Source organism: [Mycobacterium] manitobense, from assembly GCF_025821665.1.
Lineage (GTDB): Bacteria > Actinomycetota > Actinomycetes > Mycobacteriales > Mycobacteriaceae > Mycobacterium > Mycobacterium arseniciresistens.
The window spans coordinates 1-26228 of sequence record NZ_JACKSJ010000231.1 but is presented as its reverse complement, the minus strand read 5'-3'; the positions used below and the strand labels follow the sequence as shown (position 1 = coordinate 26228).

The following is a 26228-nucleotide window of genomic DNA, read 5'->3' as shown; positions in this document are numbered from 1 at the left end:
TAACACAGATTTAACAGCCGGAACCTACGCTGCGACCATGGATCGCCAGAAGGAATTCGTGCTGCGCACGCTGGAGGAACGCGACATCCGCTTCGTCCGGCTGTGGTTCACGGACGTGCTGGGATACCTGAAGTCCGTCGCCATCGCGCCTGCCGAACTCGAGGGCGCGTTCGAGGAGGGCATCGGCTTCGACGGATCGTCGATCGAGGGCTTCGCCCGGGTGTCGGAAGCCGACATGGTGGCCCGGCCCGATCCGTCCACCTTCCAGATCCTGCCGTGGGCCGACAGCTCCGAGAAGCACCACTCGGCGCGGATGTTCTGCGACATCACGATGCCCGACGGATCACCGTCGTGGGCCGACTCTCGCCACGTGCTGCGCCGCCAGCTGGCCAAGGCCAGTGACCTCGGGTTCTCCTGCTACGTGCACCCGGAGATCGAGTTCTTCCTGCTCAAGCCCGGCCCCGACGACGGCACGCCGCCCGTGCCCGCGGACAACGGCGGTTACTTCGACCAGGCGGTGCACGACTCGGCGCCGAACTTCCGCAGGCACGCCATCGACGCGCTCGAACAGATGGGCATCTCCGTCGAGTTCAGCCACCACGAGGGCGCGCCCGGACAGCAGGAGATCGACCTGCGCTACGCCGACGCACTGTCGATGGCCGACAACGTGATGACGTTCCGGTACGTCGTCAAAGAGGTGGCGCTCGGTGATGGCGTGCGTGCGTCGTTCATGCCCAAGCCGTTCGCCGAGTACCCGGGGTCGGCCATGCACACCCACATGAGCCTGTTCGAGGGCGACACCAACGCCTTCCACAGCCCCGACGACGCGCTGCAGCTCTCCGACGTGGCCAAGTCGTTCATCGCGGGCATCCTCGAACACGCCACCGAGATCAGCGCCGTCACCAACCAGTGGGTGAACTCCTACAAGCGGCTGGTGCACGGCGGCGAGGCGCCGACCGCCGCGTCCTGGGGCGCGGCGAATCGGTCCGCACTGGTCCGGGTGCCGATGTACACGCCGCGCAAGGCATCGTCGCGGCGCATCGAGGTGCGCAGCCCCGACTCGGCGTGCAACCCGTACCTCACCTTCGCGGTGCTGCTGGCCGCGGGGCTGCGCGGAGTCGAGAAGGGCTACGTGCTGGGGCCGCAGGCCGAGGACAACGTCTGGAGCCTGACGCCGGAGGAACGCCGCGCCATGGGCTACCGCGAACTGCCGTCCAGCCTCGGCGTGGCGCTCGCCGAGATGGAGAATTCCGAGCTGGTCGCGGAAGCGTTGGGAGAGCACGTCTTCGACTACTTCCTGCGCAACAAGCGCTCGGAGTGGGAGACCTACCGCAGCAACGTCACGCCGTATGAGCTGAGGACCTACCTGTCGCTCTAGCGGCCTCCGGCCACCGGCGGCGGTGCGATACCGTCGACAGCGTGCCCAAACCCGTGACCGACCGACCGAAGCTGCCCAGCCCGGGCCGCCTCGGTCTGGTGCAGGAACAGGCGGCGGCGAATCTCGACCGGCTGGGATGGAGCACCGACGCCCACGTCGAACTCCTGTGGTCGCTGTCGCGGGCCCCCGATGCGGACAACGCGCTACTGGCGATGGTCCGGCTGGCCGACGCGCTGGGTGACCGGTGGGCTGAACTCAACAGTGCGCTGCTCAAGGACAAGGGCCTGCGCGGACGACTGTTCGGCGTGCTCGGTGCCTCGCTCGCGCTCGGTGACCACCTGATCGCACACCCGCAGACCTGGCATCTGCTGGCGGGTGCGGTCGCGCTGCCCTCGGCGTCGGAGCTGCGCGACGAGTTCGCCGCGGCTGCCGAGAACACCAGCGACACAACAAGTGCCGCCGCCCCGCTGCGCGAGCTCTACCGCGACAAGATGCTGGTGCTGGCGGCGCTCGATCTGGCGTCGACGGTGGAGAACGAACCCGTGCTGCCGTTCGTCGCGGTGGGGGAGCACCTGTCCGACATGGCCGACGCCGCACTCGGCGCGGCGCTCATCGTGGCGACGCGGTCGGCCTGCGGATCCGGGCCCGCGCCGCGGCTGGCGGTGATCGCCATGGGCAAATGCGGTGCACGCGAACTCAACTACGTCAGCGACGTCGACGTCATCTTCGTCGCCGACGAGGCCTCGGCCCTGGCCATCCGGGTGGCCGGGGAGATGATGCGGCTCGCCGCGGACGCCTTCTTCGAGGTGGACGCCGCGCTGCGGCCCGAAGGCAAGCACGGCCAGCTGGTGCGCACCCTCGAGTCGCACGTCACCTACTACCAGCGCTGGGCCAAGACCTGGGAGTTCCAGGCGCTGATGAAGGCCAGACCCGCCGCGGGCGACGCCGAGCTCGGTCGGGAGTACATCGAGGCGCTGACGCCGATGGTGTGGACCGCGTGTGAGCGGGAGGACTTCGTCCCCGAGGTGCAGGCGATGCGCCGACGAGTGGAGGAACTGGTGCCCGCCGGGGTGCGGGCCCGCGAACTCAAGCTCGGCACCGGCGGCCTGCGCGACGTCGAGTTCGCGGTGCAGCTGCTGCAACTGGTGCACGGCCGCAACGATGACTCCCTGCACGTGGCGTCGACGGTGGACGCGCTCGCGGCGCTGGGCGCAGGCGGCTACGTCGGGCGCGACGACGCCGCCAACCTCACGGCGTCCTACGAATTCCTGCGGCTGCTCGAGCACCGGCTCCAGCTGCAACGGCTCAAGCGCACCCACATGCTGCCCGAGTCCGGCGACGACGAGGCGATGCGCTGGCTGGCGCGGGCGGCCCACATCCGGCCCGACGGCCAGCACGACGCTCTCGGAGTGTTGCGCGAGGAACTCAAGCGACAGAGCCTGCGGGTGTCGCGGTTGCACGCGAAGCTGTTCTACCAGCCGCTGCTGGAGTCGGTCGGCCAAGACGCACTGGGCATTTCGGCCGGACTGAGCACGAAGTCCGCCGAACGACGGTTGGCCGCGCTGGGATACGAGGGACCGCAGAGCGCGCTGACCCATCTGGCGGCCCTCACCGGTGGCGGCGCCAGGCGCGCCCGCGTGCAGCAGGTGCTGCTGCCGACGCTGCTGGACTGGCTGTCCGACACCCCCGACCCGGATGCCGGGCTGCTGTCCTACCGGCGGATCAGCGAGTCGCTCGCCGAGGAGCGGTGGTACCTGTCGACGCTGCGCGACGAGGGGGCGGTCGCGAAACGGCTGATGCGGGTGCTCGGCGTCTCGGCATACGTTCCCGAACTGCTCATGCGGGCGCCCGAGGTGATCCGGCTCTACGCGGACGGCCCCAACGGCCCCAAGCTGTGCGACGTCGAACCCGACGGGATGGCCAAGGCGCTGATCGCCTCGGCGGGCAGGCATCAGGACCCGGTGCGCGCCATCGCCGCCGCGCGCACACTGCGCCGGCGCGAACTGGCGCGGATCGCGTCGGCCGACCTGCTGGGCATGCTCGAGGTGACCGAGGTGTGCAAGGCGCTGACGGCGCTGTGGGTGGCGGTGCTGCAGGCGGCGCTGGAGGCGGTGATCCGGGCGAACACGCCGGACGCCGGAGCGCCCGCGCGGCTCGCGGTGATCGGGATGGGCCGGCTCGGCGGTGGCGAGCTGGGCTACGGGTCGGACGCCGACGTGATGTTCGTCTGCGAGCCGAACGCCGGGGTGGAGGAATCCGTCGCGGTGAAGTGGTCGGTGAACATCGCCGAGCAGGTCCGGACGCTGCTCGGGACACCGAGTGCCGACCCGCCGCTCGAGGTCGACCTGGGGCTGCGGCCCGAGGGCCGCAACGGGCCGCTGGTGCGCACACTGGCCTCCTACACCGCGTACTACACGAAATACGCGCAGCCGTGGGAGGTTCAGGCGCTGCTGCGTGCCCATCGGGTGGCCGGTGACCTCGAACTCGGCGAACAGTTCCTGTTGATGATCGACGCGATCCGGTATCCCGCCGACGGCGTGTCGGCCGCGACGGTGCAGGAGATCCGGCGGATCAAGGCGCGGGTGGACGCCGAGCGGTTGCCGCGCGGCGCCGATCCCAACACCCACACCAAGCTCGGCCGCGGCGGGCTCGCCGACATCGAGTGGACGGTGCAGCTGCTGCAGCTGCGGTACGCGCACCGCATCCCGGCGCTGCACAACACCTCGACGCTGGACTCGCTGAACGCGATCGGCGCCGCGGAGCTGATCGCCGAAGGGGACATCGACCTGCTCCGTCAGGCATGGTTGACCGCGACACGGGCCCGCAACGCGCTGGTGCTCGTGCGCGGGAAGGCCACCGACCAGTTGCCTGGCCCGGGCAGGCAGCTCAACGCGGTGGCACTGGCCGCCGGCTGGGACAACGACGACGGCGGCGAGTTCCTCGACAACTATCTGCGCGTGACACGTCGCGCGAAGACCGTGGTGCGCAACGTGTTCGGAGGTTGACGTGGATTTCTTCTTCGAGTCGATGAGTGCGGAGGAGCACGACCGGCTGCGTGCCCTGCACGAGCCGCTGACGCAGTCGGTGCGCCGACTCATCGAGGCGAGCATCCGCACCGGGGTGGACGACGACACCGTCGTCGCGGCACGCCGGGCGATCGACGCGGTCAGTGCGATGCTCGAAGGGCGGGAACGCGACCAGACGCCGCGGATGCGGCACGCCGACACGGGACGCCCGGTGGTGTGGGCGAATCCGGTGGTGGGCATCCGCAATGCGATGGCGCCGCCGCTGATGATCGAGCAGGACGCGGACGGACGCTGCTGGAGCGAGTTCTCGTTGGGCGCGCCGTACGAGGGGCCGCCGGGGTGGGTGCACGGCGGCGTCTGCGCGCTGGTGCTGGACCAGATCCTCGGCGAGGTGGCCAGCGACGGCCTGACCAAACCCTTGTTCACCGGGACCATCACGTTGAAGTATCTGCGCGGCACACCGCTGGGGGCGCTGCGTGCCGAGGCGTGGGTCGACCGGGTGGACGGGTTCAAGACCTACGCCCGCGGCGAACTGCGCGACGCCGAGGGCGTGACCGTCGAGGCCGAAGGGGTGTTCATCATGCCGGCCTGGGCACGGGAAGCCGGGTGAGGTTCTACGTCAGCTCGGCATTCCTGGAGTCTCGCGAGATCATCGAGATCGCCAAGGCTGCTGATGAACTGGGCTATGACGGCATGGGGATCCCCGACCACGTCGTGAATCTAGAGACGCTGAAGACGCCGTACCCCTACACCCACGACGGCAGCAGGCGGTGGAAGCCGTTCACCCACTGGCCGGATCCGTGGGTGCTGGTGGGCGCGCTGGCGTCGGTCACCGAACGGCTGCGCTTCGTCACGACGGTCTACATCCCGGCGATGCGCGATCCGTATTCGGCGGCCAAGGCGATCGGTACGGCGGCCTATCTGGCCGACGGGCGGGTGGAACTCGGTGTCGGGGTGGGCTGGTGCGAAGAAGAGTTCACGCTGATGGGGCAGCGGTTCGACCGGCGCGGCAAGCGTACCGACGAGATGCTCGAGCTGTTCCGGACGTTGTGGCAGCCGGGGTGGAACGAGTTCACTGGTGAGTTCTATTCGGCGCCACGGCTGGAGATGGAACCGACGCCGCCTCACATCCCGATCTATGTCGGGGGACTGAGTGACATCGCGCTGCGGCGGGCGGCCCGGCACGACGGCTGGATCGGTGACCTGATCTCGACCGAACGCGCCATCGCTTCGGTGGACAAGCTGCGTGCACTGCGCGCGGACAACGGGTTGTCGATGGACGGCTTCACCGTCCTGACCCCGCTCACCGACGCGTTCACCCCCGAGCACTATGCGCGGGCCGAGGCCGCGGGCATCACCGGGATCGTCACGATGCCGTGGATGTTCTATGCCGGCCCGCAGGCGTCACTCGCCGAGAAGGTCGACGGAATGAAGCGGTTCCGCAATGACCTCGGGCTCGACTGCTAGCCAGTGCTCCGCGATTAATCGTGCAGCAACGATGCAAAGCTGTCACCGAATATCTCGGCGCGGTACGTGCCGCGCGCGAGCCGGATGTTGCTCGCGCGATCTCCAGCTGGCGAAAGAACGATCTTGACCTCGGCTTTCTGCCCGCGAATCGAATAGTTAGCGGTTCACCATCTGTCAGGTCGACACCGCGATGCTTCTCAGCAGGACTTTCGCCGGGCGTGTCGCTCGCCGATGACGGCAAAGTCATTGACAACGCGAAGACACGGTCCGGGAGCTGCCCGTAAGGGCTAGGTGCGGCGGCATCGACGCCGTACGCTCCGTCTGATCCTGAGAGCAAGCTGAGAACACCAACCGGTGCGTCCACAAAGCCCGAAGGCGACTGAGGGGAGCACCGTGGACGCCGTGAAGCGACGCACTACCGGGTACACCGCATCACCGACGATGTACGCCAGGTACGTCGGCCGGGTCGGTGCGCTCGCCGTCGCGCTCGGCGTCGGGGTCGCGGTGGCCAGCACTCCCGGTGTCGCGTGGGCGGATGAGACGTCGACGTCGACCGACTCGGGACCCGCGGCCTCGTCGAAGAGCGAGACCGACACGTCGGACGAGAGCCAGGATGACGCGCCGACCTCGGCGAAGGAGAAGCGCGACGCGATCGAGAAGCGCATCGAGAAGCGCATCGAGCGAGCAACGGACGCAGTGCGAAAGATCGTCACGGACGTGGCGAAGAGTTCCGGTGAGGCGATCACCTCGACGCAGCGCCTCGGGGTGCGGCCGACCCGCACCAAGCCGGTGGCGCCCGACCCGTCCGACCCGGTCGAAGGAGCCGGTGCTCCGCAGAGTTCGGCGACGAACGGCTCGGCGGCGGCCCCTTCCGACGCGGCGCTGCCCGCCTCCACGGCGACGCAATCTGCGACCAGAACACCAGGGCCACAAGTGTTCTCCCGCCGCGTGAGCGCCGCGATCACCGAGAACCGGCCAACGGCGACGACCCTGGACGGCGCGATACAGCGCGTGCCCGAAACGGTCACCGCCGGCCTCGATTCCGTTGCGGGACCGCAGCAGCAGGCCTCGATCGTCAGCGGAATCACGTCCGTCGAGCAGCAGCGGATCACCGCACCGGTCCGAGCGCCACTGAGCGTGGTGACGCGCGTGCTGTCAGCCGCGTTGGCCCCGTTCCTCGGCGCCGGTGCCCCCGGCCAACCGGCGCCGCAGAATCCGGTGCTGTGGGGCGTGCTCGCGTGGGTGCGCCGGCAGGTGCAGACGAGCTTGCTCAACGATTCGCCGACCATCACCTCCTCCACCCAGGGCCAATCGATAGACCCCACCTCGGGACTTCCGGTGGTCACCGGTTCGGTGGACGTGAACGACGACGACAGCGACGAGTTCACGTACACGGACAGTGACGGCGCACAGGGTGGCACCGTGGTCGTCGACGACGAGGGCAATTGGACGTACACGCCGCCGACGACGTGGAACGCCAACGGGACAGAGCCTTTCACCGACAGCTTCACCGTCACCGTCAGCGACGCCGACGACGGGCGGCACCTGCACGGTCTGGCAGCCTTATTCCGTCCCGACGGCGGACACACGGCCACGACGCAGACCATCACCGTCACGGTCCAACCGGGAGCCGGGACGGTCGATCCCGACACGGTCGTCGATCCGGTCACCGGTAAAGCGACGACGCCCGTCGGTCCGCTGTCCGAGGAAAATGACGAGCTGGTCCGCAACAACCTCGACGACTACATCGGCAGGCGGATCGACACCGCCTACGGCACGGCGACGATCACCGGATACGACACGGTCACCCGCAAGTTCACTGTTGAGTACGTACCCGATGCAAACATCCGGGTGGGCGGCTACACGGCGGAGCCGCCCGCGCCGCAGACCTTCCGGTCGCTCACTGCGTTCCGCGGCATGCGATCCACCAACACCCTCGCGGCCGCCGCGCTGGCGCCCACCACAGACACCGTCACGATCACGGTGGGCGAAGGGACTGACGCGCAGACGTTCACGATCACCGTGCCGATCACCCAGGCGCGCCTGCGAACCGAGAACGATGCGATCACCGTCGGCACGGCACCGCTGTCGCCAGTGCTCTACGGTGACCGGCTGTTCGTGCTGAGCAACCGCGACAGCACGATCACCGTCATCGACACCACCACGAACACGGTCATCGACACGGATCCGATTGCGGCCGGCACCAATCCCATTGTCACCGGCAACGCCGTCAGCATGGTGGCATCGGGCGGCCGACTCTATGTCAGCGAGAGCGGCGGCACGCTGCGGGTGTTCGAGATCGACGCGGACGACCCGAGCGAGAACTACACCCAAGTCGACGTCGACCCGTCGACGGCTGCCATCGACACGATCCAGACCGGCAAGCAGACGAACTTCCTTCCCCAGAGCCTGGCCGTCAACGACACCGGCACTCGGCTGTACATGCTCAACAACGACCGGACGGTCTCCGTCGTCAACATCGACCCCGCCGACGCCGACGGCTACGGGAAGGTTCTGCAGAGCCGGCAGATCGCACTCGCCGGAGTCAACACCCCGTCGGGACTGGTCGTCGCCGGCGACAAGTTGTACGTCACGGACGTCGGCGCGGGTAACGTCCGCGTCTTCGACGTCAGGCAGGGCACCGCGGGGTACGGCCAGCCGGTCGGGGCGCCGATCCAGGTCGGCGCCGCTCCCTACGGCATCTTCAAGACTCCGGCCGGCGCCACCCACTCCGACCTCTACGTCGTCAACGCCACCACCAACTCGGTATCCATCATCGACACCGCGACAGACACCGTGGTCGCCACCGTGCCCGTCGGAGCGCTGCCGACCGGCGTCGCCTTCAGCCCCGACGGCAGCCTGGCCTATGTCGCAGGCGCCGACAACCTTTCGATCATCGACACGAGTTCCCGCCAGTTCGTGCTGACCACCGCCACCGACGGCAGCCCCGACGGGCAGCCGTTCGACTACGTGGTGGCCACCGAAGATCACATCTACCTCACCGATCAGTACCTCGTGTCGCCCGCAGCCGGGGGCACCCTGAACAACCAGCTGACTGTCGTGTCCTTCTTCGCGGGTGAGAACCCCTCGGCACCGGCGATCACGTCTACGAGCGTGCAGGGCGCCAACCCGAACTCCGGTGCGGTCCCGGTCATCGTGCGCGCCACGGATGTCGACGGCGACGCGCTCAGCGTCCTCGTCACCCAACCCGCGAACGGGCGGGTGAAGGTGACCCCGAACGCCGACGGCAGCTACACCGTCACCTACACCCCGGACGGCCAGGCCCGTCTGGACGCGTACGCCAGTGACGACCCGATCACCGAGACGTTCGTCATCACCGTCAGCGACGGGCAGCGGACCGACTCGACCGACGTCACGGTCACGGTCAGCCCGGCGGAGGCCGCAGTCACCGAGACGCGGGACCCCGTCGACGGTTTCGCCCTGCTACGGGGAGCCACGCTAGGGCCCGACGGCAGACTGCGCCTCATCGTTCTGCGGCCCGGCAACATCGCTGATCCGCAAGCCGGCTACACCGTGGAACTGGTCGACGTCGGCGGTACCGGAAAGCCGATCATCCTGCGTGACGAAACCGGCAGTTACTCGAACGCGGTCAACCCGCATGCCGACGACGTCGCGGTGGACGACAACGGGAACACCTACGTGCTCAACGATGCCACCGGAACTGTCGCCGTCTACAACAGCGGCGCAGCAGGCACGCCGATCACATTCGGCGACGGCCAGCCGGTGAGCCTGTTCGCCGAAGACGACGGCAGCAGCGTCTACGCCATCGTGCTCAACAGGATCTACGACCCGAGCGTGGGGACATCGACCCTCGAGGTATCCGTCGTCGACCTCACCAGCGGCAACCAGGAAGTCGGTTCCTATGTCGTCGAGAACTTCAACGGCGACGACGAGCGTTATGCCGAAGGTGCCGTCGCGAACGACGGCACCGTCTACGTCACCAATTACTCCGACAGCACCGTCACAGTGATCAGCGGTGGTACCGCGAGCACAGTGCCGGTGACGGGGGGCAGGCCCGTCGGAGTCGCCGTCGATAAAGTCAGCGGAACCGCGTACGTCGTTGTGACGCAACAGGTCAATCCTCAGCTGACGTCGACCTCGGTAGTGAAGATCTCCGGCGGCACGGCATCGACGCTGGCAGCCGACATCTCGACCACTCCGACCGCGTATTCGAGTCTTACGAGCTCCGACATCGCGGTGAGCCCGGACGGCACACGGATCTACGTCACCAACCCGACGGACGCCTCAGTGACGGTCATCGACGCCGCAACCGGGACCGTACTGCCCGGGATCAAGGTCGGGGAGCCGATCCTCGGCGAGTACCCACAGCGGATCCTGTTCGCCCCCGACGGCAGCGCCGCGTACGTCGTGGACCGCGCGGGAACGATCTCCGTCGTGACGTTCGCCGACGAGGCGACGAACCTGTAGTCAGTACCGGTTACGGCGGAAGCGGCTGAGCAGGCCGCCGCGCCGCACGGGTGCGGCCGCCGGAGTGCCTGCGGGTGCGGCGGTGCCGGTGACCACCCGCCCGCGCCGCACACCGGAACCGCCGCCGACACGCCGTCGCGCATCGACCGACCAGGCGCCGGCGCCGAGGCCGGCGATCGCCAGAAACGCGAAGCAGTAGAGCAGCGCGGACTCGCCGCCGTTGCCGCCGATCTGCGCGTCGAACGGCCAGAAGCTCTTCGCCGGGCCGTCGAGCGGCGGCCAGTGCGCCCAGAAGTAGGCCACCGCCATCTCACCCGAGGCGATGAAGGCCGCGATGCGGGTGAAGAACCCGACCAGGATCAGCAGGCCGGTCACGAGCTCGATGAGCCCGGCCCACCATCCCGGCCAGGAGCCGACCGGTATCGCCGTGCCCAGCGGCCAGCCGAACAACTTGATCGCGCCGTGCAGCGTGAACATCAATCCGAAGACGATGCGGAAAACGCTCAGTAGGGGGGAGGAGTAGCTCGCAAGTCGGGAATCGAGATTGGTCGCCATGGGAGAACCTTACGCCGAGGCGGTCAGCTTTCTCACAGCTCCAACATGACTGTTACCGGGCCGTCGTTCACCAGTTGCACTTTCATGTCCGCACCGAAAACTCCGGTCGCCACCTCGGCTCCCAGCGCCTGCAACGCCGCGGCGAAGACGGAGACCAGCGGTTCGGCGACCGGCCGGGGGGCCGCCAGATTCCAGCTCGGCCGCCTGCCCTTGACCGTGTTGGCGTACAGCGTGAACTGACTGACCACCAGGATCGGGGCACCGACGTCCGACGCCGACCGCTCCTCGTCGAGTATCCGCAGCTGCCAGAGCTTCTCGGCCATCCGGCGCGCCTTGTCCTCGTCGTCGTCGTGCGTCACGCCGACCAGTGCCAGCAGCCCCTGCCCGGCCGGCGCGATCTCGCCGACCACCTCGCCGTCGACCTCGACGCTCGCCGACGACACGCGCTGCACCAGTACTCGCATGCCCCCATCCTTCCCCGTCAATGCGAAAGGGCCGGGTGGCCCCCACACTGGGGAACCACCCGGCCCTTCGGCGCGCGAGGGTCTACACGTCGTAGTACAGCGCGAACTCGTACGGGTGCGGACGGATCTGCACCGGCATGATCTCGTTCTCCCGCTTGTAGGAGATCCAGGTCTCGATCAGGTCCTCGGTGAACACGCCACCCTCGGTGAGGTATTCGTGATCCTCCTCGAGCCGGTCGATCACCGCCGACAGCGACGTCGGCGCCTGCGGGATGCTGGCGGCCTCGTCCGGCGGCAGCTCGTAGAGGTCCTTGTCGATCGGGGCCTGCGGCTCCAGCTTGCGCTTGATGCCGTCGATGCCGGCCATCAGCATCGCCGCGAACGCCAGGTACGGGTTGCCCGAGCTGTCCGGGCAACGGAACTCGAGGCGCTTGGCCTTCGGGTTGTTGCCGGTGATCGGGATACGCACACACGCCGAGCGGTTGCGCTGGCTGTACACCAGGTTGATCGGCGCCTCGTAGCCCGGCACCAGACGCTTGTAGGAGTTCACCGTCGGGTTGGTGAACGCCAGCAGCGACGGCGCGTGGTGCAGGATGCCGCCGATGTAGTGGCGGGCCAGGTCCGACAGGCCGGCGTAGCCGGACTCGTCGTGGAACAGCGGCTGGCCGTCCTTCCACAGCGACTGGTGGGCGTGCATACCGGAGCCGTTGTCACCGAACAGCGGCTTGGGCATGAACGTCACCGTCTTGCCGCCCTGCCACGCGGTGTTCTTGATGATGTACTTGAACAGCAGCACGTCATCGGCCGCGTGCAGCAGCGTGTTGAACTTGTAGTTGATCTCGGCCTGACCGGCGGTGCCCACCTCGTGGTGACCGCGCTCCAGCACGAACCCGGCGTTCTGCAGGTTGGTGGCCATCTGGTCGCGCAGGTCGACGTAGTGGTCGTACGGCGCCACGGGGAAGTAGCCGCCCTTGGGCCGCACCTTATAGCCGCGGTTGGGGCTGCCGTCCGCCTCGAGGGGCTCACCGGTGTTCCACCAGCCCGACTCGGAGTCGACCTCGTAGAAGGTGCCGTTGATCCGCGAATCGAAGCTGACCGAGTCGAAGATGTAGAACTCTGCCTCGGCGCCGAAGAAGCAGGTGTCGGCGATGCCGGTGCTGGCCAGGTAGTTCTCCGCCTTGCGGGCCACGTTGCGCGGATCGCGCGAGTAGGCCTCACGGGTGAACGGATCGTGCACGAAGAAGTTCATGTTCAGCGTCTTGGCGGCGCGGAACGGGTCGATGCGCGCGGTCTCGGGATCGGGCAGCAGCATCATGTCCGATTCGTGAATGGACTGGAAGCCACGCACCGAGGAACCGTCGAACGCCAGCCCGTCTTCGAAAACGCTCTCGTCGAATGCCGACGCCGGGATCGAGAAGTGCTGGACGACGCCGGGAAGATCGCAGAACCGGATGTCGACGTACTCGACACCCTCGTCCTTGATGGTCTTGAAGATGTCGTCGGGCGTAGTTTCTGCCACTAGGTTCTCTCCTTCACTGGTAACCCGCGCGTTGACGCTAGGGACACGATGTTGCACGGTCATCAACCGCATGTTGCGCCGAAGTTACGCAATCACACCGCGCACTCGCGACGGCCGGCGGCCTCGCGGCGCGTGTCAGGGGCGAGCCTATGCTGAGATCATGGCCCGCGACCCCGGTTCCCGCCTCGGATCGTGGCTGTCCGGTCCGGACCGCTCACAGGGCAGCGCCCCCGGTGAGAGGCCGAATGACTATCCCGGCCACCGGCTGGGCATGCCGGAACGCGGCCCCGGATCCCTCGCCCGCTTCGGCCGCCGCATCGCCGCACTGATCGTCGACTGGCTGATCGCCTACGGGCTGGCCGGGCTGGCCATGGCGTTCGGATGGGTGTCGCTCGCCATGCTGTCCACCGCCGTGCTGCTGGTCTGGTTCGTGCTCGGTGTGTTGTCCGTGCGCCTGTTCGGTTTCACACCCGGCCAGTACGCCCTCGGACTGCAGGTGGTGCCCGTCGACGGCCGCCTGCACGTCGGTGCCGGCCGCGCCGCGGTGCGCGGACTGCTGATCACGCTGATCATCCCGGCCCTGTTCACCGACAGCGACCTGCGCGGTCTGCAGGACCTCGCGACGAAGACCGCGGTGGTCAGACGCTGAGTGTGAGCTTGTGTTCGAGATTCTCGTCGGATCGCGATCACAAGCTCACGTTCGGCACGCGGCGGCGCCCGCGTCCCGTAGGGCCGCCTCGGTCCGGCCGACGATGACAGCCGGCCGGTACCGCAGCATCTCGGCGTTGACGTGGACGATGCGCCAGCCCAGTGCCGATAATCGGGCCCGCCGCTCGAGGTCGCGGTTGCGGATGGACGGGTCCGTCCAGTGTTGCGGCCCGTCGTACTCGACGCCGACCTTCCACCTGAGGTAGCCCATGTCGATGCGTCCTACGAACTCGTAGTGGTCTAAGACCTCGATCTGTGTGTGGGTCGGCCGGAGTCCGGCGGCAGTGAGCCCAGACGCGTACGCGTCTCCTGCGGGGACTCGGCTCCGGCGTCCGACAGAGCGAGTGCCTCGCGCAACTGCACGATGCCGCGAGCGCCACGATGACGTTCGACGAGTGCTTCGACGTCGCCGGCGGCGAGCCGGGTCGCCTGCCTCAGCGCATCGATGCGAACAACGGCCATCGTCAAGCCCTGCCGGCGGCCGAGGTCGAACGCCGTCCGGGCGGGCGTGGTCGCGGGAACCCCGCGGGCCTGGCAGATCTCATCGTCGGCCAGGGCGTCACTGTGTAGGCGGATGTCTGTGGTCTTGTGCCGACTGGATTGATTGAGCTCGGCGGGCAGTGTGGCGTCGATCCACTTGGCACCGTGCAGCGCCGCGGCCGAAAGTCCCGCAACAGTGGCGCGTCTGCCCGACCAGAGCCACGCGCCGACCGCTTTGTCGGCGGCCGTGACCGCCTGTCCTCTCGGCACGTACACGTTGCGAAACATCGCGTCGTGTCGAGTGGACAACAGGTACCTGTTGACCGTGCCGGCCGCGAGGGCCTCGGTGCCGAGGAAGGGCCACTCCACTCACCTACGACGGCGGCAGCACCCGGTCGGTTCCATTCCCGAGCGTGAACTTGTGTTCGAAATTCCGGCCGGAACTCGAACAAGAGCTCACGTTCGGCGCGCCGACTACAGCTAGCGCCTGCGGACGGTGCGCTGCACGCCGCGCATCTTCGCCTGTGCGGGCAACGGGCCCTTCGGCATCGCCGCCGGTCCGATCTTGGTGCCCAGCGCCGCCAGCTTGGATTCCAGCGAGTCCATCTGCTTGACGGTGATGTTGGCGGGCAGCTTGGTCAGGTGGCGTTCCAGCTTGGACAGCGGCACCTCACCCTCGCCGTTGCCGACGATGATGTCGTAGATCGGGGTGTCGCCGATCAGGCGGGCGGTGCGCTTCTTCTCCTGGGCGAGCAGCGGCTTGAGCCTGCCCGGCGAGCCCTCGGCGACGAAGATCACGCCCGGCCGGCCGATCACCCGGTGCACGGCGTCGAAGTTGCCCGTCGCCGCGACGCCCGGCGTCACCCGCCACTTGCCGCGCAGGTTGTCCAGCGCCCACGCGGCCGCGCCTGTCTGGCCCTCGGCCTTGCGGTACACCGACTTCTGCGCGCGACGGCCGAAGATGATGAACGCCACCAGGGCGCCCAGCAGCACACCGAGCGGGATCAGCGTGTAGGTGGTGAACCCGCCGACGAGCACGCCGACCGTCACCGACGCCGCCACGATCAGCACGAATGCACCGATCATGTACGGCAGCAGCCGCTTGTCCTCTTTGCGCTGGATCTGGAACGCCTGCCACAGCTGGCTGCGGCGCTGCTTGGACGCGGCCTTGCGGGCTGCCTTCGCCTCCGCCTTGGCGGCCTTGGTAGCGGCTGTGTCGCGCGATTTCGCCATCACATCAGGATACGGGTGGGCATTCGGCCGTCCGCAGGCTCTTCGCCTGTGTGTAGAGCCGACCGGCGCGATACGACGACCGCACCAGCGGACCGGCCAGCACCCCGGCGAAGCCGACACCCTCGGCGAACTGCTGATGCTCGACGAACTCCTCCGGCCTGACCCAGCGCTCGACCGGATGGTGGCGCAGCGACGGCCGCAGGTACTGGGTGATCGTCACGATGTCGCAGCCCGCCTCGTGCAGGTCGACCAGTGCGGTGCGCACCTCCTCGGGCGTCTCGCCCATGCCGAGGATCAGGTTGCTCTTGGTGACCAGGCCGGCAGCCCGGGCCGACGTCAGGACGGCGAGGCTGCGGTCGTAGCGGAACGCCGGACGGATCCGCTTGAAGATGCGCGGCACCGTCTCGACGTTGTGCGCCAACACTTCCGGTCGCGACTCGAAGACCTCGCGGAGCTGTTCGGGATCGCCGTTGAAGTCGGGGATCAGCAGTTCGACGCCGGTGTTGGGATTGAGCTGCTTGATCTGGCGGACCGTCTCGGCGTAGAGCCAGGCGCCGCCGTCGGGCAGGTCGTCGCGGGCCACACCGGTGACGGTCGAGTACCGCAGACCCATCGCCAGCACGCTCTCGGCGACGCGGCGGGGTTCGTCGCGGTCGAGATCGGCGGGCTTACCCGTGTCGATCTGGCAGAAGTCGCAGCGCCGCGTGCACTGCTCGCCACCGATCAGGAAGGTGGCCTCGCGGTCCTCCCAGCATTCGAAGATGTTGGGGCAGCCGGCCTCTTCGCAGACGGTGTGCAGGCCCTCGCGGCGGACGAGGCTCTTGAGCTCCTTGTACTCCGGGCCCATCTTCGCGCGCGTCTTGATCCACGGGGGTTTGCGTTCGATCGGCGTCTGGGCATTGCGGACTTCCAGACGCAGGAGCTTGCGGCCGTCGGGAGCGATCGTCACTGCATCGATGCTACGCCCGGTGCGCCCGCCGCACCGACCGCGAGCCTGCCGTCCAGCGCGTCGCACACCGCAGCGGTCACCGGCCCGATCACGTCGTCGACTCCGACGTGTCGGCCCAGTTCGGCGGTCAGTGACGTCACCCCGGCGTCGGCGATCCCGCACGGCACGATGCTGCGGTAGGCGGTCAGGTCGCAGTCGCAGTTCAGCGCGAAACCGTGCAGGGTGGTCGCGCGTGCCACCCGGATGCCGATCGCGCCGATCTTGCGCGCGGGCCGCGGTCCGTCGGCCGGCAGCCAGACCCCGGACCGCCCCGGCACCCGGGTGGTGGCCAGGCCGAGGTCGGCGCAGACGGCGATCAACGCCTCCTCGAGGCGGCGGACGAAGTTGACCACGTCCAACGGCTCGGCCAGCCTGACGATCGGATACCCGACCAACTGCCCGGGACCGTGCCAGGTGATCTTGCCGCCGCGGTCGGTGTCGACGACCGGGGTGCCGTCCATCGGCCGTTCGTGCGGTTCGGTGCGCCTGCCCGCGGTGTAGACCGGCGGATGCTCGAGCAGCAGCAGCGTGTCGGGCCCGCCGGCGATACGCGCCTCGGCAGCCTCGCGCTGCAGCTGCCAGGCGTCGAGGTAGTCGACGGTGCCGAGCCGGCGTACGTCGATCGGCGCGGCTCCCGAGCGGATGGAGGCCTCCATGTGCACCAAGGTACTCGGCGGCGACTACTCGTCCCGGCTGCGCGTCGCGTAGGCCAGCGCCTCACCGACGGTGTTGTGGTGGAACACGAATCCTGCCCGCTCCAGGGCGGCCGGGATCACCCGTTGGCCGGCGAGAAGACCCTCGTCGGCGAACTCGCCGAACACGGTGCGCAACGCGAATCCCGGCACCATCAGCGGCGTCGGCCGGTTGACCGCCCGGCCCATCGCCGCGGTGAACTCGGCATTGGTGACCGGCGCCGGCCCCGCCATGTTCACCGGGCCGGACAGCTGACCGTCGAAGATCGCGAACAGCAGCGCCCGCACCTCGTCCTCGAGGCTGATCCACGCCATGTACTGGCGCCCGTTGCCCAGGCGGGCGCCGACTCCGAGTGAGAACAGCGGCCGCAACCGGCCGAACAGGCCGCCCGAGGGCGCCAGCACCAGGCCGGTGCGTGCCAGCACGACGCGCGCACCGTCCTGTGCCGCCGGCGCGGTCGCCGCCTCCCAGTCTCGGCACAGCTGCGCCAGGAACCCCTCACCCGACGGCGCGGACTCATCGGCGACGCGGTCGCGGGTGTCGCCGTAGTAGCCGACCGCGCTGGCGTTGACCAGTACCGGCACCCCCGCCTCGACGACAGCACCCGCCAGCACATCGGTGGGGGCGATGCGGCTGTCGCGCAGGCTCTGCTTGAACGCGCCCGACCACCGCTTGTCGCCGACTCCGACACCGCACAGGTTCACCACGGCGTCGACGCCGCGCAGCGCACCGGCGTCGAATTCGCCCGCGTCGGGATTCCAGAACAGCTCGTCGGCGTTCGACGGCGCACGCCGCACGATCCGGATCACCCGGTGGTCGGCGGCCCGCAGCGCCGAGACCAGCGCCGAGCCGATCAGACCTGAGGATCCCGCAATTGCGATGACAGAGTCCGACACTGGGGGTTGGCTGCCCTTCTAGAGGCCGAGGTCAGCCTCGAACGCGCCGTCCTCGAGGCGACGCTTGATGGTGGTCAGGAACCGGCCGGCGTCCGCGCCGTCGATCAACCGGTGGTCGTAGGTCAGCGGGAGGTAGCTCACCGAGCGCACACCGATCGACTCGTTGCCGAACTCGTCGACGATCACCCGCGGCCGCTTGACGATCGCCCCGGTGCCCAGCATCGCCGCCTGCGGCGGCACGAGGATCGGGGTGTCGAACAACGCGCCCTGGCTGCCGATGTTGGTGATCGTGAACGTGCCGCCCGACAGATCGCCGGGCTTGAGGTCACCGGAGCGAGCGCGCGCGGCGATGTCGTGGATGGCCCTGGCCAGTCCGGCCAGCGACAGATCGCCGGCGTTCTTGACCACCGGGGACAGCAGGCCCTGCTCGGTGTCCACCGCGAAGCCGAGGTGCTCGGCGTCGTAGTAGGTGATCTCCTTGGTGTCCTCGTTGTAGCTGGCGTTGACGTTCGGATGCTGCTTGAGCGCGTCGATCACCGCGCGGGCGATGAACGGCAGGTACGTGAGGTTGACGCCCTCACGCTCGGCGAAGTCCTTCTTCGCCCGCGCCCGCAGCGCCACGATCCTGGTCATGTCGACCTCGTGGGTCTGCGTCAATTGCGCTGTCGCCTGCAGGGATTCGCGCGTCTTCTTGGCCGTCAACTGACGGATCCGGGTGGCCTTCTGCGTGGTACCGCGCAGGTGGGCCAGCGGCGCGTCGGCGGCGTTGGCGTCGGCGCCTGCCATCGCCGCGGCCGGAGCCTTGGACGGCGCCTCGGCGGCCTCCTCGGTGCCGGACTTCGGCGCCTTCTTGGCCTCCGCGGCGGCGAGCACGTCCTGCTTGCGGATGCGGCCGCCCACCCCGGTGCCCTTCACCGACGACAGGTCGACGTCGTTCTCCGCGGCCAGCTTGCGCACCAGCGGGGTGACGTAGGGTGCGCCGTCCGACGACGCCTCGCCGTCCTGCTCGGGCTCGGACTTCTTTTCCTGCTTGGGCTCGGGCTTGGACTCCTGCTCGGGTTCCGGTTTCTTCTCCGGCTTCTTCTCCTGCTTGGGCTCGGGCTTCTCTTCCGGCTCAGGCTCGGGTTCCGGCTTCTTCTCCTGCTCGGGCTCCGGCTTCTCTTCGGGCTCAGGCTCCGGTTCGGGCTCGGGCTCGGGTTCCGGTTCTGGTTCGGGCTCGTCGGACGCCTCGGCATCGGCGTCGCCGATCTTCGCCAGCTCACCACCCACCTCGACGGTGTCGTCCTCCTCGGCGGTGATGGACACCAGCGTGCCCGCCACGGGCGACGGGATCTCGGTGTCGACCTTGTCGGTCGAGACCTCGAGCAGCGGCTCGTCCACCTCGACGCTGTCGCCGACCTTCTTGAGCCAGCGGGTGACGGTGCCCTCGGTGACGGACTCACCGAGTTCGGGCATGACGACGGGCGTCGCCGATCCGGACGACTTCGACGACTTGGCGGCCGGCTTCGACTCGGGTTCCGGCTCGTCCTCCTCTGACTCCTCGGACTCATCCGAGTCGCCGGAATCCTCGTCCTCGGCTTCCTCGGCTTCCTCGGCTTCCTCGGCCGACTCCTCGGGCGCCTCAGGCTCCTCGGCCGGCTCTTCCTCCGCGGCGGGCTCATCGTCGCCGGAGTCGGCCGAGTCGGCGGAGTCCTCGTCGCCGGAATCCGATGACCCGCCCTCGTCGTCATCGTCATCGTCTTCGGCGTCGCCGATCACCGCGAGCTCGCCGCCCACCTCGACCGTGTCGTCCTCCTGCGCGACGATCTTCTTCAGCACACCCGCGGCCGGCGACGGGATCTCCGTGTCCACCTTGTCGGTGGAGACCTCGAGTAACGGCTCGTCCTGTTCGACGGTGTCACCCTCTTGTTTGAGCCAGCGGGTGACGGTCCCCTCGGTGACGCTCTCACCGAGTGCGGGCATCTCAACAGTGACGGCCATGGGTGTTGGCTCCTTCGCACGAGCAGTCGCAGGGGGTAGGCGAATGTCGTTCCCCATCCTTCCACGTTCACTCCTCTCGTTCGGCGCAGACTCGGGTACTCGCCGCTCTGGCACTATCGAAAGGGAACGAAAGCCCGGTGTGGGCGCGGACAACGGGGGAGGAAAGGAGGATCGGGGTGGGACTTTTCAGCAGACTGCGCGGCCGCCGCTCGGCGCGCGGCGACGGACGTGACCCGGCCGCCGACCTCAGGTACCTCCGGCAGTGGGTCGCCGAACACACCGGCGTCGAGGCGTTCGTCGAACCGAAGACCACGGTCACCGAGGTGACCGTGGTGCTGGTGGCCGCCGACGGCGAGTGGACGCGTCGCCGTGCCGGCGGCGACGCGGGCGCCCGCAGGCTGAGCGAGCGGCTGAACATCCCGGTCTACGACGTCCAGAAGGTCGGCTACCCGCAACGGATGCGCGACTACGACGCGCGCCGGCGCATCGAACGCAAGCGGGCGGCCCGCCAGGAGCTCGACGACCGCTGACGCCGTGGCAGGGTGGGGCCGGTGAGCGCACAACGTGACCCGGTCGCGCGGTTCGTCGACACGCGGTTCGACGACACGCGGTTCGACGACACGCGGTTTGTCGACAGCACTGACGACGTCCGCCTGGCCGTCTTCGAAGAAGGCAATCCCGACGGTCCGACCGTCGTACTGGTGCACGGCTGGCCGGACACCCACGTGCTGTGGGACGGCGTGGCGGAGCAACTGGGCGACGACTTCCGGATCATCCGCTACGACAGCCGCGGCGCCGGACAATCGTCCGCCCCGAAGTCGGCGAAGGCGTACACCATGGCGCATTTCGCCGAGGACTTCGCGGCCGTCGTCGACGCGCTGGCACCCGGCGAGACCGTGCACGTGCTCGCCCACGACTGGGGATCGACGAGCGTCTGGGAGTACCTCCTGCGGCCCGAGGCGCACGACCGCGTCGCCTCCTTCACGTCGGTGTCAGGGCCCGCGCTCGACCACCTGCTGCGCTACTTCCGCGATGCGCTCGTCCGTCCCTACCGGCCCGGGATGTTCGCCGGCGCCGTCGACCAGGCGCTGCGGCTGACATACATGGCGGTGTTCTCCGTGCCGCTGCTGACGCCGATCGCGATGCGGCTGTTCCTGGCCGCCGCGATCCGCAGGCTGGCCATCGCCCCGCACGTCGGCGGCGACCGGCTGCACCATGCCGACAGCTTCACCACTGACGCGGCGAACGGGCTGAAGGTGTACCGCGCCAACTTCTTTCCCTCGGTCCGGCGCGGCAGGCACGATCACCATGTCGACGTGCCGGTGCAGCTGATCGTCAACACCCGCGACCGCTGGGTGCGCCCGCACTCCTACCGGTACACCTCGCGATGGGTGCCCCGGCTGTGGCGCCGTGACCTGCAGGCCGGCCACTGGTCCCCGATGTCGCACCCGCAGTTCCTGGCCCGTGCCGTGCGCCAGCTGGCGAACCACGTCGAGGGTGCGCCCGCCGACCGCGAGCTGCTGCGCGCAGCCGTCGGCAGGCATCGCGAACCGTTCGGCGACACACTGGTCTCCGTCACCGGCGCCGGTAGCGGCATCGGACGGGAGACCGCCCTGGCGTTCGCACGGCAGGGCGCCGAGGTCATCGTCAGCGACATCGACGCCGCCGGCGCCGAGGACACCGCGGCGAAGGTGGCCGCACTCGGCGGGGTGGCGCACGCCTACGTGCTGGACGTCGCCGACGCCGCGGCCGTCGAACGCTTCGCCGACGAGGTGACCGCAGCCCACGGCGTACCCGACATCGTGGTCAACAACGCCGGGATTGGCCAGGCCGGCCGCTTCCTCGACACGCCCGCCGAGGAGTGGGGCCGCGTGCTGGACGTCAATCTCGGCGGAGTCGTCAACTGCTGCAGGGCTTTCGCGCCCCGGCTCGTCGAGCGCGGCGCCGGCGGCCACATCGTCAACGTCTCGTCGATGGCGGCCTACGCGCCGCTGCAGTCGCTCAACGCCTACTGCACCAGCAAGGCGGCGGTGTACATGTTCTCCGACTGCCTGCGCGCCGAGCTCGCCGACGCCGGCGTCGGGCTGACCACGATCTTCCCCGGCGTCATCGACACCAACATTGTGCACACCACGAGATTTGCTGCGCCGCAAGGCAAGTCGACGCAGGTTGCGGGCCGCCGAGCCCAGCTCGAGCGGGCGTTCCAGCTACGGCGCTACGGTCCGGACAAGGTCGCCAAGGCGATCGTGTCCGCCGTGCGCAAGGACAAGGCGCTGCGGCCCGTCGCGCCGGAAGCCCATCTGCTCTACGGGGTGTCGCGGGTGGCGCCACAGGTGCTGCGCAGCACCGCCCGCGGCCGGGTGCTCTAGCCGTTGGCCGCGATGTCCTCCAGGACCGCGAACAGCGTCCGCGTCGGCACACCGGTGCCGCCCTTGCCGGTGTAGCCCCACGGCCCGCCGGTGTTGTACGCCGGGCCCGCGATGTCGATGTGCGCCCACTCGACGCCGTCGGCCACGAACTCGCGCAGATAGGTGCCGGCGACGAGCATGCCCGCATAGCGCGACCCGCTGACGTTGGCCAGGTCGGCAACCGCCGACTTCAGATCGTCCTTGAGCTCCTCGGGCAGCGGCATCGCCCAGCCGTTCTCACCGACGCCCTGCGACAGCCGCGCCACCCGGTCGCGGAACTCGTCGCTGCCCATCACACCCGGCGTGCGCGCGCCGAGCGCCACGGTCTGCGCACCGGTCAGCGTCGACGTCTCGATCAGGTAGTCCGGCCCGTCCTCGCAGGCCCGCACGATCGCGTCGGCGAGGATCAGCCGGCCCTCGGCATCGGTGTTGAGCACCTCGACGGTGATACCGCCGTACTGGGTCAGCACGTCACCGGGCCGCTGCGCCGTCGACGAAGGCATGTTCTCGGCCATCGGCACCGTCGCGATCACGTCGATCGGCAGCTTCTGCTGCGCGGCCAGCACGACGGTCGCGATGACCGCGGCCGCACCGCCCATGTCCGAGGTCATGTGGTGCATGTTGGCGGCCGGCTTGATCGAGATGCCGCCGGTGTCGAACGTGATGCCCTTGCCGACCAGCGCAACCTTCTTACGATTCCGCCCGCTGCCCTTGTGGCTCAACCGCACCAGCCGCGGCGGGCGCGACGAACCCTTGCCGACGCCCACGATGCCGCCGTAGCCCGCCTTGGTCAGCGCCTTGTCGTCGAGCACCTCCACGGTCAGGCCGGCCGCCTCGCCCAGCGCCTTCGCCCGCTTGGCGAATTCGTCGGGGTACAGGTGGCTGGGCGGGGTGTTGACGAAGTCGCGCGCGGTGGCCACCGCGGTGGCGATCGCCGCCGCTCGCTCGGCGGCGGCCTTGGTCGCCGCCTTGGTGTCGGTGGCCAGCACGGTGATCGCGCGCAGGCCGCCGTCCTTCGGCGCGGTCTTCTCGCTGCGGATGCCCGCGAACCGGTAGGCGCCGAGGACCAGGCCCTCCACGGCGGCGTCCAGGTCGACCGCCGACAACGTGGTCGCGACGACCGCCACCTTGTCCAGCGACCTGGCCGCGACACCCGCGGCCCGCCGGACCGTGTCGGCCGGCCACTCGTCGCGTGGCTTGCCGAGTCCGACCGTCAGCACGCTGGCCACCGGCAGCGACGGGACGGCGAGGCGGTGCGTCTGACCTTCGGCACCGGTCCCGCCGACCGCACGCAGCGCCGCCTCGATCCCGGCGACGGCGTCGGCAGCCAGATGCGAGCCCACGTCGAGCACCGAGGGTGCGTCACTGCCGCTGACGACGGGCACGATCAGCACCGTCTCGCCCACCCCCCGGCGGGGAAGCGAAGAGGCGACGGTCACGACGGGGGACTGGTATCCGGTGTTCGCGGGGCTCACGAGCGTCCACCCTAAGGTGTGAAGGGTGAGCGACACCCTGCATGGCCCACTCGAAGACCGTCACCGGCAGCTGGGCGCGAACTTCGCGGAGTTCGGCGGCTGGCTGATGCCGGTCTCCTACGCCGGCACCGTCGGCGAGCACACCGCGACGCGCACCGCCGTCGGACTGTTCGACGTCAGCCACCTGGGCAAGGCCCTGGTGCGCGGCCCGGGCGCCGCCGCGTACGTCAACTCCGCACTCACCAACGACCTCAATCGGATCGGGCCGGGTAAGGCGCAGTACACGTTGTGCTGCAACGAATCCGGCGGGGTGATCGACGATCTGATCGCCTACTACGTCAGCGACGACGAGATCTTCCTGGTGCCCAACGCCGCCAACACCGCCGCGGTGGTGGCGGCGCTGCAGGCTTCTGCCCCGGACGGCCTCACCATCACCGACGAACACCGGTCCTTCGGTGTGCTCGCGGTGCAGGGACCGAAGTCGGCGCAGGTGCTCGACGGGCTGGGGCTGCCGACCGGCATGGATTACATGGGATACGCCGACGCCGAGTTCCGCGGCATCCCGGTGCGGGTGTGCCGGACCGGCTACACCGGCGAACAGGGATACGAGCTGCTGCCGCCGTGGGACGGCGCGGCGACCGTGTTCGACGCGCTGGTCGACGCGGTGACCGGGGCGGACGGCCAGCTCGCCGGCCTCGGCGCCCGCGACACCCTGCGCACCGAGATGGGCTACCCGCTGCACGGCCACGAGCTGTCGCTCGACATCTCGCCCCTGCAGGCGCGCTGCAATTGGGCCGTCGGGTGGCGCAAAGAGGCGTTCTGGGGACGCGACGCGCTGGTGGCGGAGAAGGAAGCCGGGCCGCGACGCTTGCTGCGCGGGCTGCGGGCGGTCGGCCGCGGGGTGCTGCGCCAAGACCTCACGGTGCTCGACAGCGACACCCCGGTGGGCGTCACAACGTCCGGAACCTATTCTCCGACACTGAAAGCCGGCATCGCGCTGGCGCTCATCGACACGGCGCACGACATCGCCGACGGGCAGCGCGTCGCGGTCGACGTGCGGGGCCGCCCGGTCGAGTGCGAGGTGGTCAAGCCGCCTTTCGTAGCGGCAAAAACCCGGTAGCGTCCGGTTATACAATCGGCCCATGACTGACGGCCCCCTCGAGTTCATCGTCGATCGCAACGCCGATCCGGCGAGCGACGAGGTACGTGCGGGCATTCTGGCCAACCCGGGGTTCGGCAAGTACCACACCGACCACATGGTCTCGATCGACTACGTCGACGGCCAGGGCTGGCACAACGCGCGGGTGATGCCCTACGGGCCCATCGAACTCGACCCGTCGGCCGTGGTGCTGCACTACGCCCAGGAGATCTTCGAGGGCCTCAAGGCCTACCGGTGGGCCGACGGTTCCGTGGTGTCGTTCCGTCCGGACGCCAATGCGGCGCGGCTGCGGTCCTCGGCGCGCCGGCTGGCCATCCCGGAGCTGCCCGACGAGGTCTTCCTCGAGTCGCTGCGGCAGCTGATCGCCGTCGACGAGCCGTGGGTGCCCCCTGCGGGTGGCGAGGAGTCGCTGTATCTGCGGCCGTTCGTCTTCGCCACCGAACCGGGTCTCGGGGTGCGGCCGGCCACCGAATACCGCTACATGGTGATCGGATCTCCCGCCGGTGCGTACTTCCCCCGCGGCATCAGGCCGGTGAGCGTGTGGCTGTCCCACGAGTACGTGCGGGCGTCACCCGGTGGCACCGGAGCGGCCAAGTTCGGCGGCAACTACGCCGCCTCGCTGCTGGCGCAGGCCGAGGCCGCCGACCACGGCTGCGACCAGGTGGTGTGGCTGGACGCGATCGAACGCCGCTACGTCGAGGAGATGGGCGGCATGAACCTCTTCTTCGTGTTCGGCAGCGGCGGCTCCGCCCGGCTGGTTACACCCGAGCTGAGCGGCTCGCTCCTGCCGGGCATCACCCGGGATTCGTTGCTGCAGTTGGCAACCGACGCCGGTTTCGCGGTCGAGGAACGCAAGATCGACGTCGACGAATGGCAGAAGAAGGCGGCCGCGGGCGAGATCACCGAGGTGTTCGCGTGCGGCACCGCCGCGGTGATCACCCCGGTCAGCCACGTCAAGCACGGAGACGGGGAGTTCGTCATCGCCGACGGCGAACCCGGCGAGGTCACGATGGCGCTGCGCGACACGTTGACCGGCATCCAGCGCGGCAAGTTCGCCGACACCCACGGCTGGATGACGCGGCTCGTCTAACCGACCGCCAGCCCGACCGCGACGACCGTGGTGGTGACTTCGACCACCGCGCCGAGCACGTCGCCGGTGACGCCACCGAACCGCCGCACGCAGTGCCGCACCAGCACCGCGGCGACGGCGAATGCGGCCAGCACCGCCAGCGGACCCTGCCACGGCTGGGCGCCGGCGGGCACGGCCAGCGCCGCAACGGCGATCACCCAGGCCGCCACCACGGCCACCGGCTGGCTGCCCGCCACCTGAGCGCCCAGTGCGCTGCCCTC

20 protein-coding genes and 1 pseudogene are annotated in these 26228 nt (G+C 69.1%); 10 read left to right on the top strand and 11 right to left on the bottom strand.

Annotation, left to right across the window (positions count from 1 at the left end; translation table 11 throughout):
* Nucleotides 1-37 precede the first annotated feature (37 nt).
* From H7I41_RS24795 to H7I41_RS24775, 5 genes are all read left to right on the top strand, one after another.
* Nucleotides 38-1378 (top strand): glutamine synthetase family protein, encoded by a 1341-nt coding sequence (locus tag H7I41_RS24795; RefSeq protein ID WP_264015283.1) that lies wholly within the window; start codon nt 38-40, stop codon nt 1376-1378.
* A gap of 41 nt (nt 1379-1419) precedes the next feature.
* Nucleotides 1420-4383, top strand: coding sequence for a bifunctional [glutamine synthetase] adenylyltransferase/[glutamine synthetase]-adenylyl-L-tyrosine phosphorylase (locus H7I41_RS24790; RefSeq protein WP_264015282.1), 2964 nt, complete (start codon nt 1420-1422; stop codon nt 4381-4383).
* A 1-nt stretch (nt 4384) separates the two neighbouring features.
* Complete coding sequence (locus H7I41_RS24785) at nt 4385-5014, top strand: PaaI family thioesterase (RefSeq protein ID WP_264015281.1); 630 nt, start codon at nt 4385-4387, stop codon at nt 5012-5014.
* Nucleotides 5011-5871 (top strand): TIGR03619 family F420-dependent LLM class oxidoreductase, encoded by an 861-nt coding sequence (locus H7I41_RS24780; protein ID WP_264015279.1) that lies wholly within the window; start codon nt 5011-5013, stop codon nt 5869-5871. The genes H7I41_RS24785 and H7I41_RS24780 overlap by 4 nt, the downstream gene beginning before the upstream one ends.
* Nucleotides 5872-6273: 402 nt before the next feature.
* Complete coding sequence (locus H7I41_RS24775) at nt 6274-10320, top strand: Ig-like domain-containing protein (protein ID WP_264015277.1); 4047 nt, start codon at nt 6274-6276, stop codon at nt 10318-10320.
* Here the strand turns inward: H7I41_RS24775 and H7I41_RS24770 are convergent, their stop codons facing one another.
* The 3 genes from H7I41_RS24770 to glnA all read right to left on the bottom strand — a co-directional run bounded on the left by H7I41_RS24770 (nt 10321) and on the right by glnA (nt 12858).
* Nucleotides 10321-10875 carry a DoxX family protein gene (locus tag H7I41_RS24770; protein ID WP_264015276.1) on the bottom strand — a complete coding sequence of 185 codons (555 nt, stop codon included), beginning with the start codon at nt 10873-10875 and terminating at the stop codon, nt 10321-10323.
* A 32-nt stretch (nt 10876-10907) separates the two neighbouring features.
* Nucleotides 10908-11339 (bottom strand): D-aminoacyl-tRNA deacylase, encoded by a 432-nt coding sequence (gene dtd, locus H7I41_RS24765; protein ID WP_264015275.1) that lies wholly within the window; start codon nt 11337-11339, stop codon nt 10908-10910.
* Between the two features lie 82 nt (nt 11340-11421).
* Nucleotides 11422-12858 (bottom strand): type I glutamate--ammonia ligase, encoded by a 1437-nt coding sequence (gene glnA / locus H7I41_RS24760; RefSeq protein ID WP_264015274.1) that lies wholly within the window; start codon nt 12856-12858, stop codon nt 11422-11424.
* 160 nt (nt 12859-13018) lie between these two features.
* On the opposite strand from glnA, the gene H7I41_RS24755 reads away from it, so the two are divergent.
* Entirely contained in the window at nt 13019-13507 is a 489-nt protein-coding gene (locus H7I41_RS24755; protein WP_264015272.1) for an RDD family protein, read from the top strand.
* A 45-nt stretch (nt 13508-13552) separates the two neighbouring features.
* Here the strand turns inward: H7I41_RS24755 and H7I41_RS24750 are convergent.
* From H7I41_RS24750 to sucB, 6 genes and pseudogenes are all read right to left on the bottom strand, one after another.
* Nucleotides 13553-14334: pseudogene (locus tag H7I41_RS24750) on the bottom strand (endonuclease domain-containing protein).
* 192 nt (nt 14335-14526) lie between these two features.
* The gene (locus tag H7I41_RS24745) at nt 14527-15279 is read right to left on the bottom strand and encodes a DUF4191 domain-containing protein (protein ID WP_264015271.1); all 753 of its coding nucleotides are present in this window, start codon (nt 15277-15279) and stop codon (nt 14527-14529) included.
* Between the two features lie 4 nt (nt 15280-15283).
* Nucleotides 15284-16228: a lipoyl synthase gene (lipA, locus tag H7I41_RS24740; protein WP_264015270.1), complete on the bottom strand. Its 945-nt coding sequence runs from the start codon at nt 16226-16228 to the stop codon at nt 15284-15286.
* Nucleotides 16225-16923: a lipoyl(octanoyl) transferase LipB gene (lipB, locus tag H7I41_RS24735; protein WP_264015269.1), complete on the bottom strand. Its 699-nt coding sequence runs from the start codon at nt 16921-16923 to the stop codon at nt 16225-16227. Before lipB ends, lipA begins: the two co-directional genes overlap by 4 nt.
* A 24-nt stretch (nt 16924-16947) precedes the next feature.
* Nucleotides 16948-17856, bottom strand: coding sequence for a TIGR01777 family oxidoreductase (locus H7I41_RS24730; RefSeq protein ID WP_264015268.1), 909 nt, complete (start codon nt 17854-17856; stop codon nt 16948-16950).
* 18 nt (nt 17857-17874) lie between these two features.
* Nucleotides 17875-19836, bottom strand: coding sequence for a 2-oxoglutarate dehydrogenase, E2 component, dihydrolipoamide succinyltransferase (gene sucB / locus H7I41_RS24725; RefSeq protein WP_264015267.1), 1962 nt, complete (start codon nt 19834-19836; stop codon nt 17875-17877).
* Nucleotides 19837-20012: 176 nt separating this feature from the next.
* Here sucB and H7I41_RS24720 point away from each other — a divergent pair, with 176 nt between their 5' ends.
* The gene (locus H7I41_RS24720) at nt 20013-20366 is read left to right on the top strand and encodes an oxidoreductase (protein WP_264015266.1); all 354 of its coding nucleotides are present in this window, start codon (nt 20013-20015) and stop codon (nt 20364-20366) included.
* Between the two features lie 123 nt (nt 20367-20489).
* Entirely contained in the window at nt 20490-22205 is a 1716-nt protein-coding gene (locus H7I41_RS24715) for an SDR family oxidoreductase (protein ID WP_372503802.1), read from the top strand.
* Here the strand turns inward: H7I41_RS24715 and H7I41_RS24710 are convergent.
* Nucleotides 22202-23719 (bottom strand): leucyl aminopeptidase, encoded by a 1518-nt coding sequence (locus H7I41_RS24710; RefSeq protein ID WP_264015264.1) that lies wholly within the window; start codon nt 23717-23719, stop codon nt 22202-22204. The genes H7I41_RS24715 and H7I41_RS24710 overlap by 4 nt on opposite strands.
* Nucleotides 23720-23744: 25 nt before the next feature.
* On the opposite strand from H7I41_RS24710, the gene gcvT reads away from it, so the two are divergent.
* The gene (gene gcvT / locus H7I41_RS24705) at nt 23745-24839 is read left to right on the top strand and encodes a glycine cleavage system aminomethyltransferase GcvT (protein ID WP_264015263.1); all 1095 of its coding nucleotides are present in this window, start codon (nt 23745-23747) and stop codon (nt 24837-24839) included.
* 22 nt (nt 24840-24861) lie between these two features.
* A complete protein-coding gene (locus H7I41_RS24700) occupies nt 24862-25968 on the top strand; it encodes a branched-chain amino acid aminotransferase (protein ID WP_264015262.1) in 1107 nt (368 codons plus the stop codon).
* Here the strand turns inward: H7I41_RS24700 and H7I41_RS24695 are convergent.
* The coding region (locus H7I41_RS24695) for an adenosylcobinamide-GDP ribazoletransferase (protein ID WP_264015260.1) at nt 25965-26228 on the bottom strand (264 nt) is incomplete at its 5' end. The two genes, H7I41_RS24700 and H7I41_RS24695, sit on opposite strands and share 4 nt — an antisense overlap.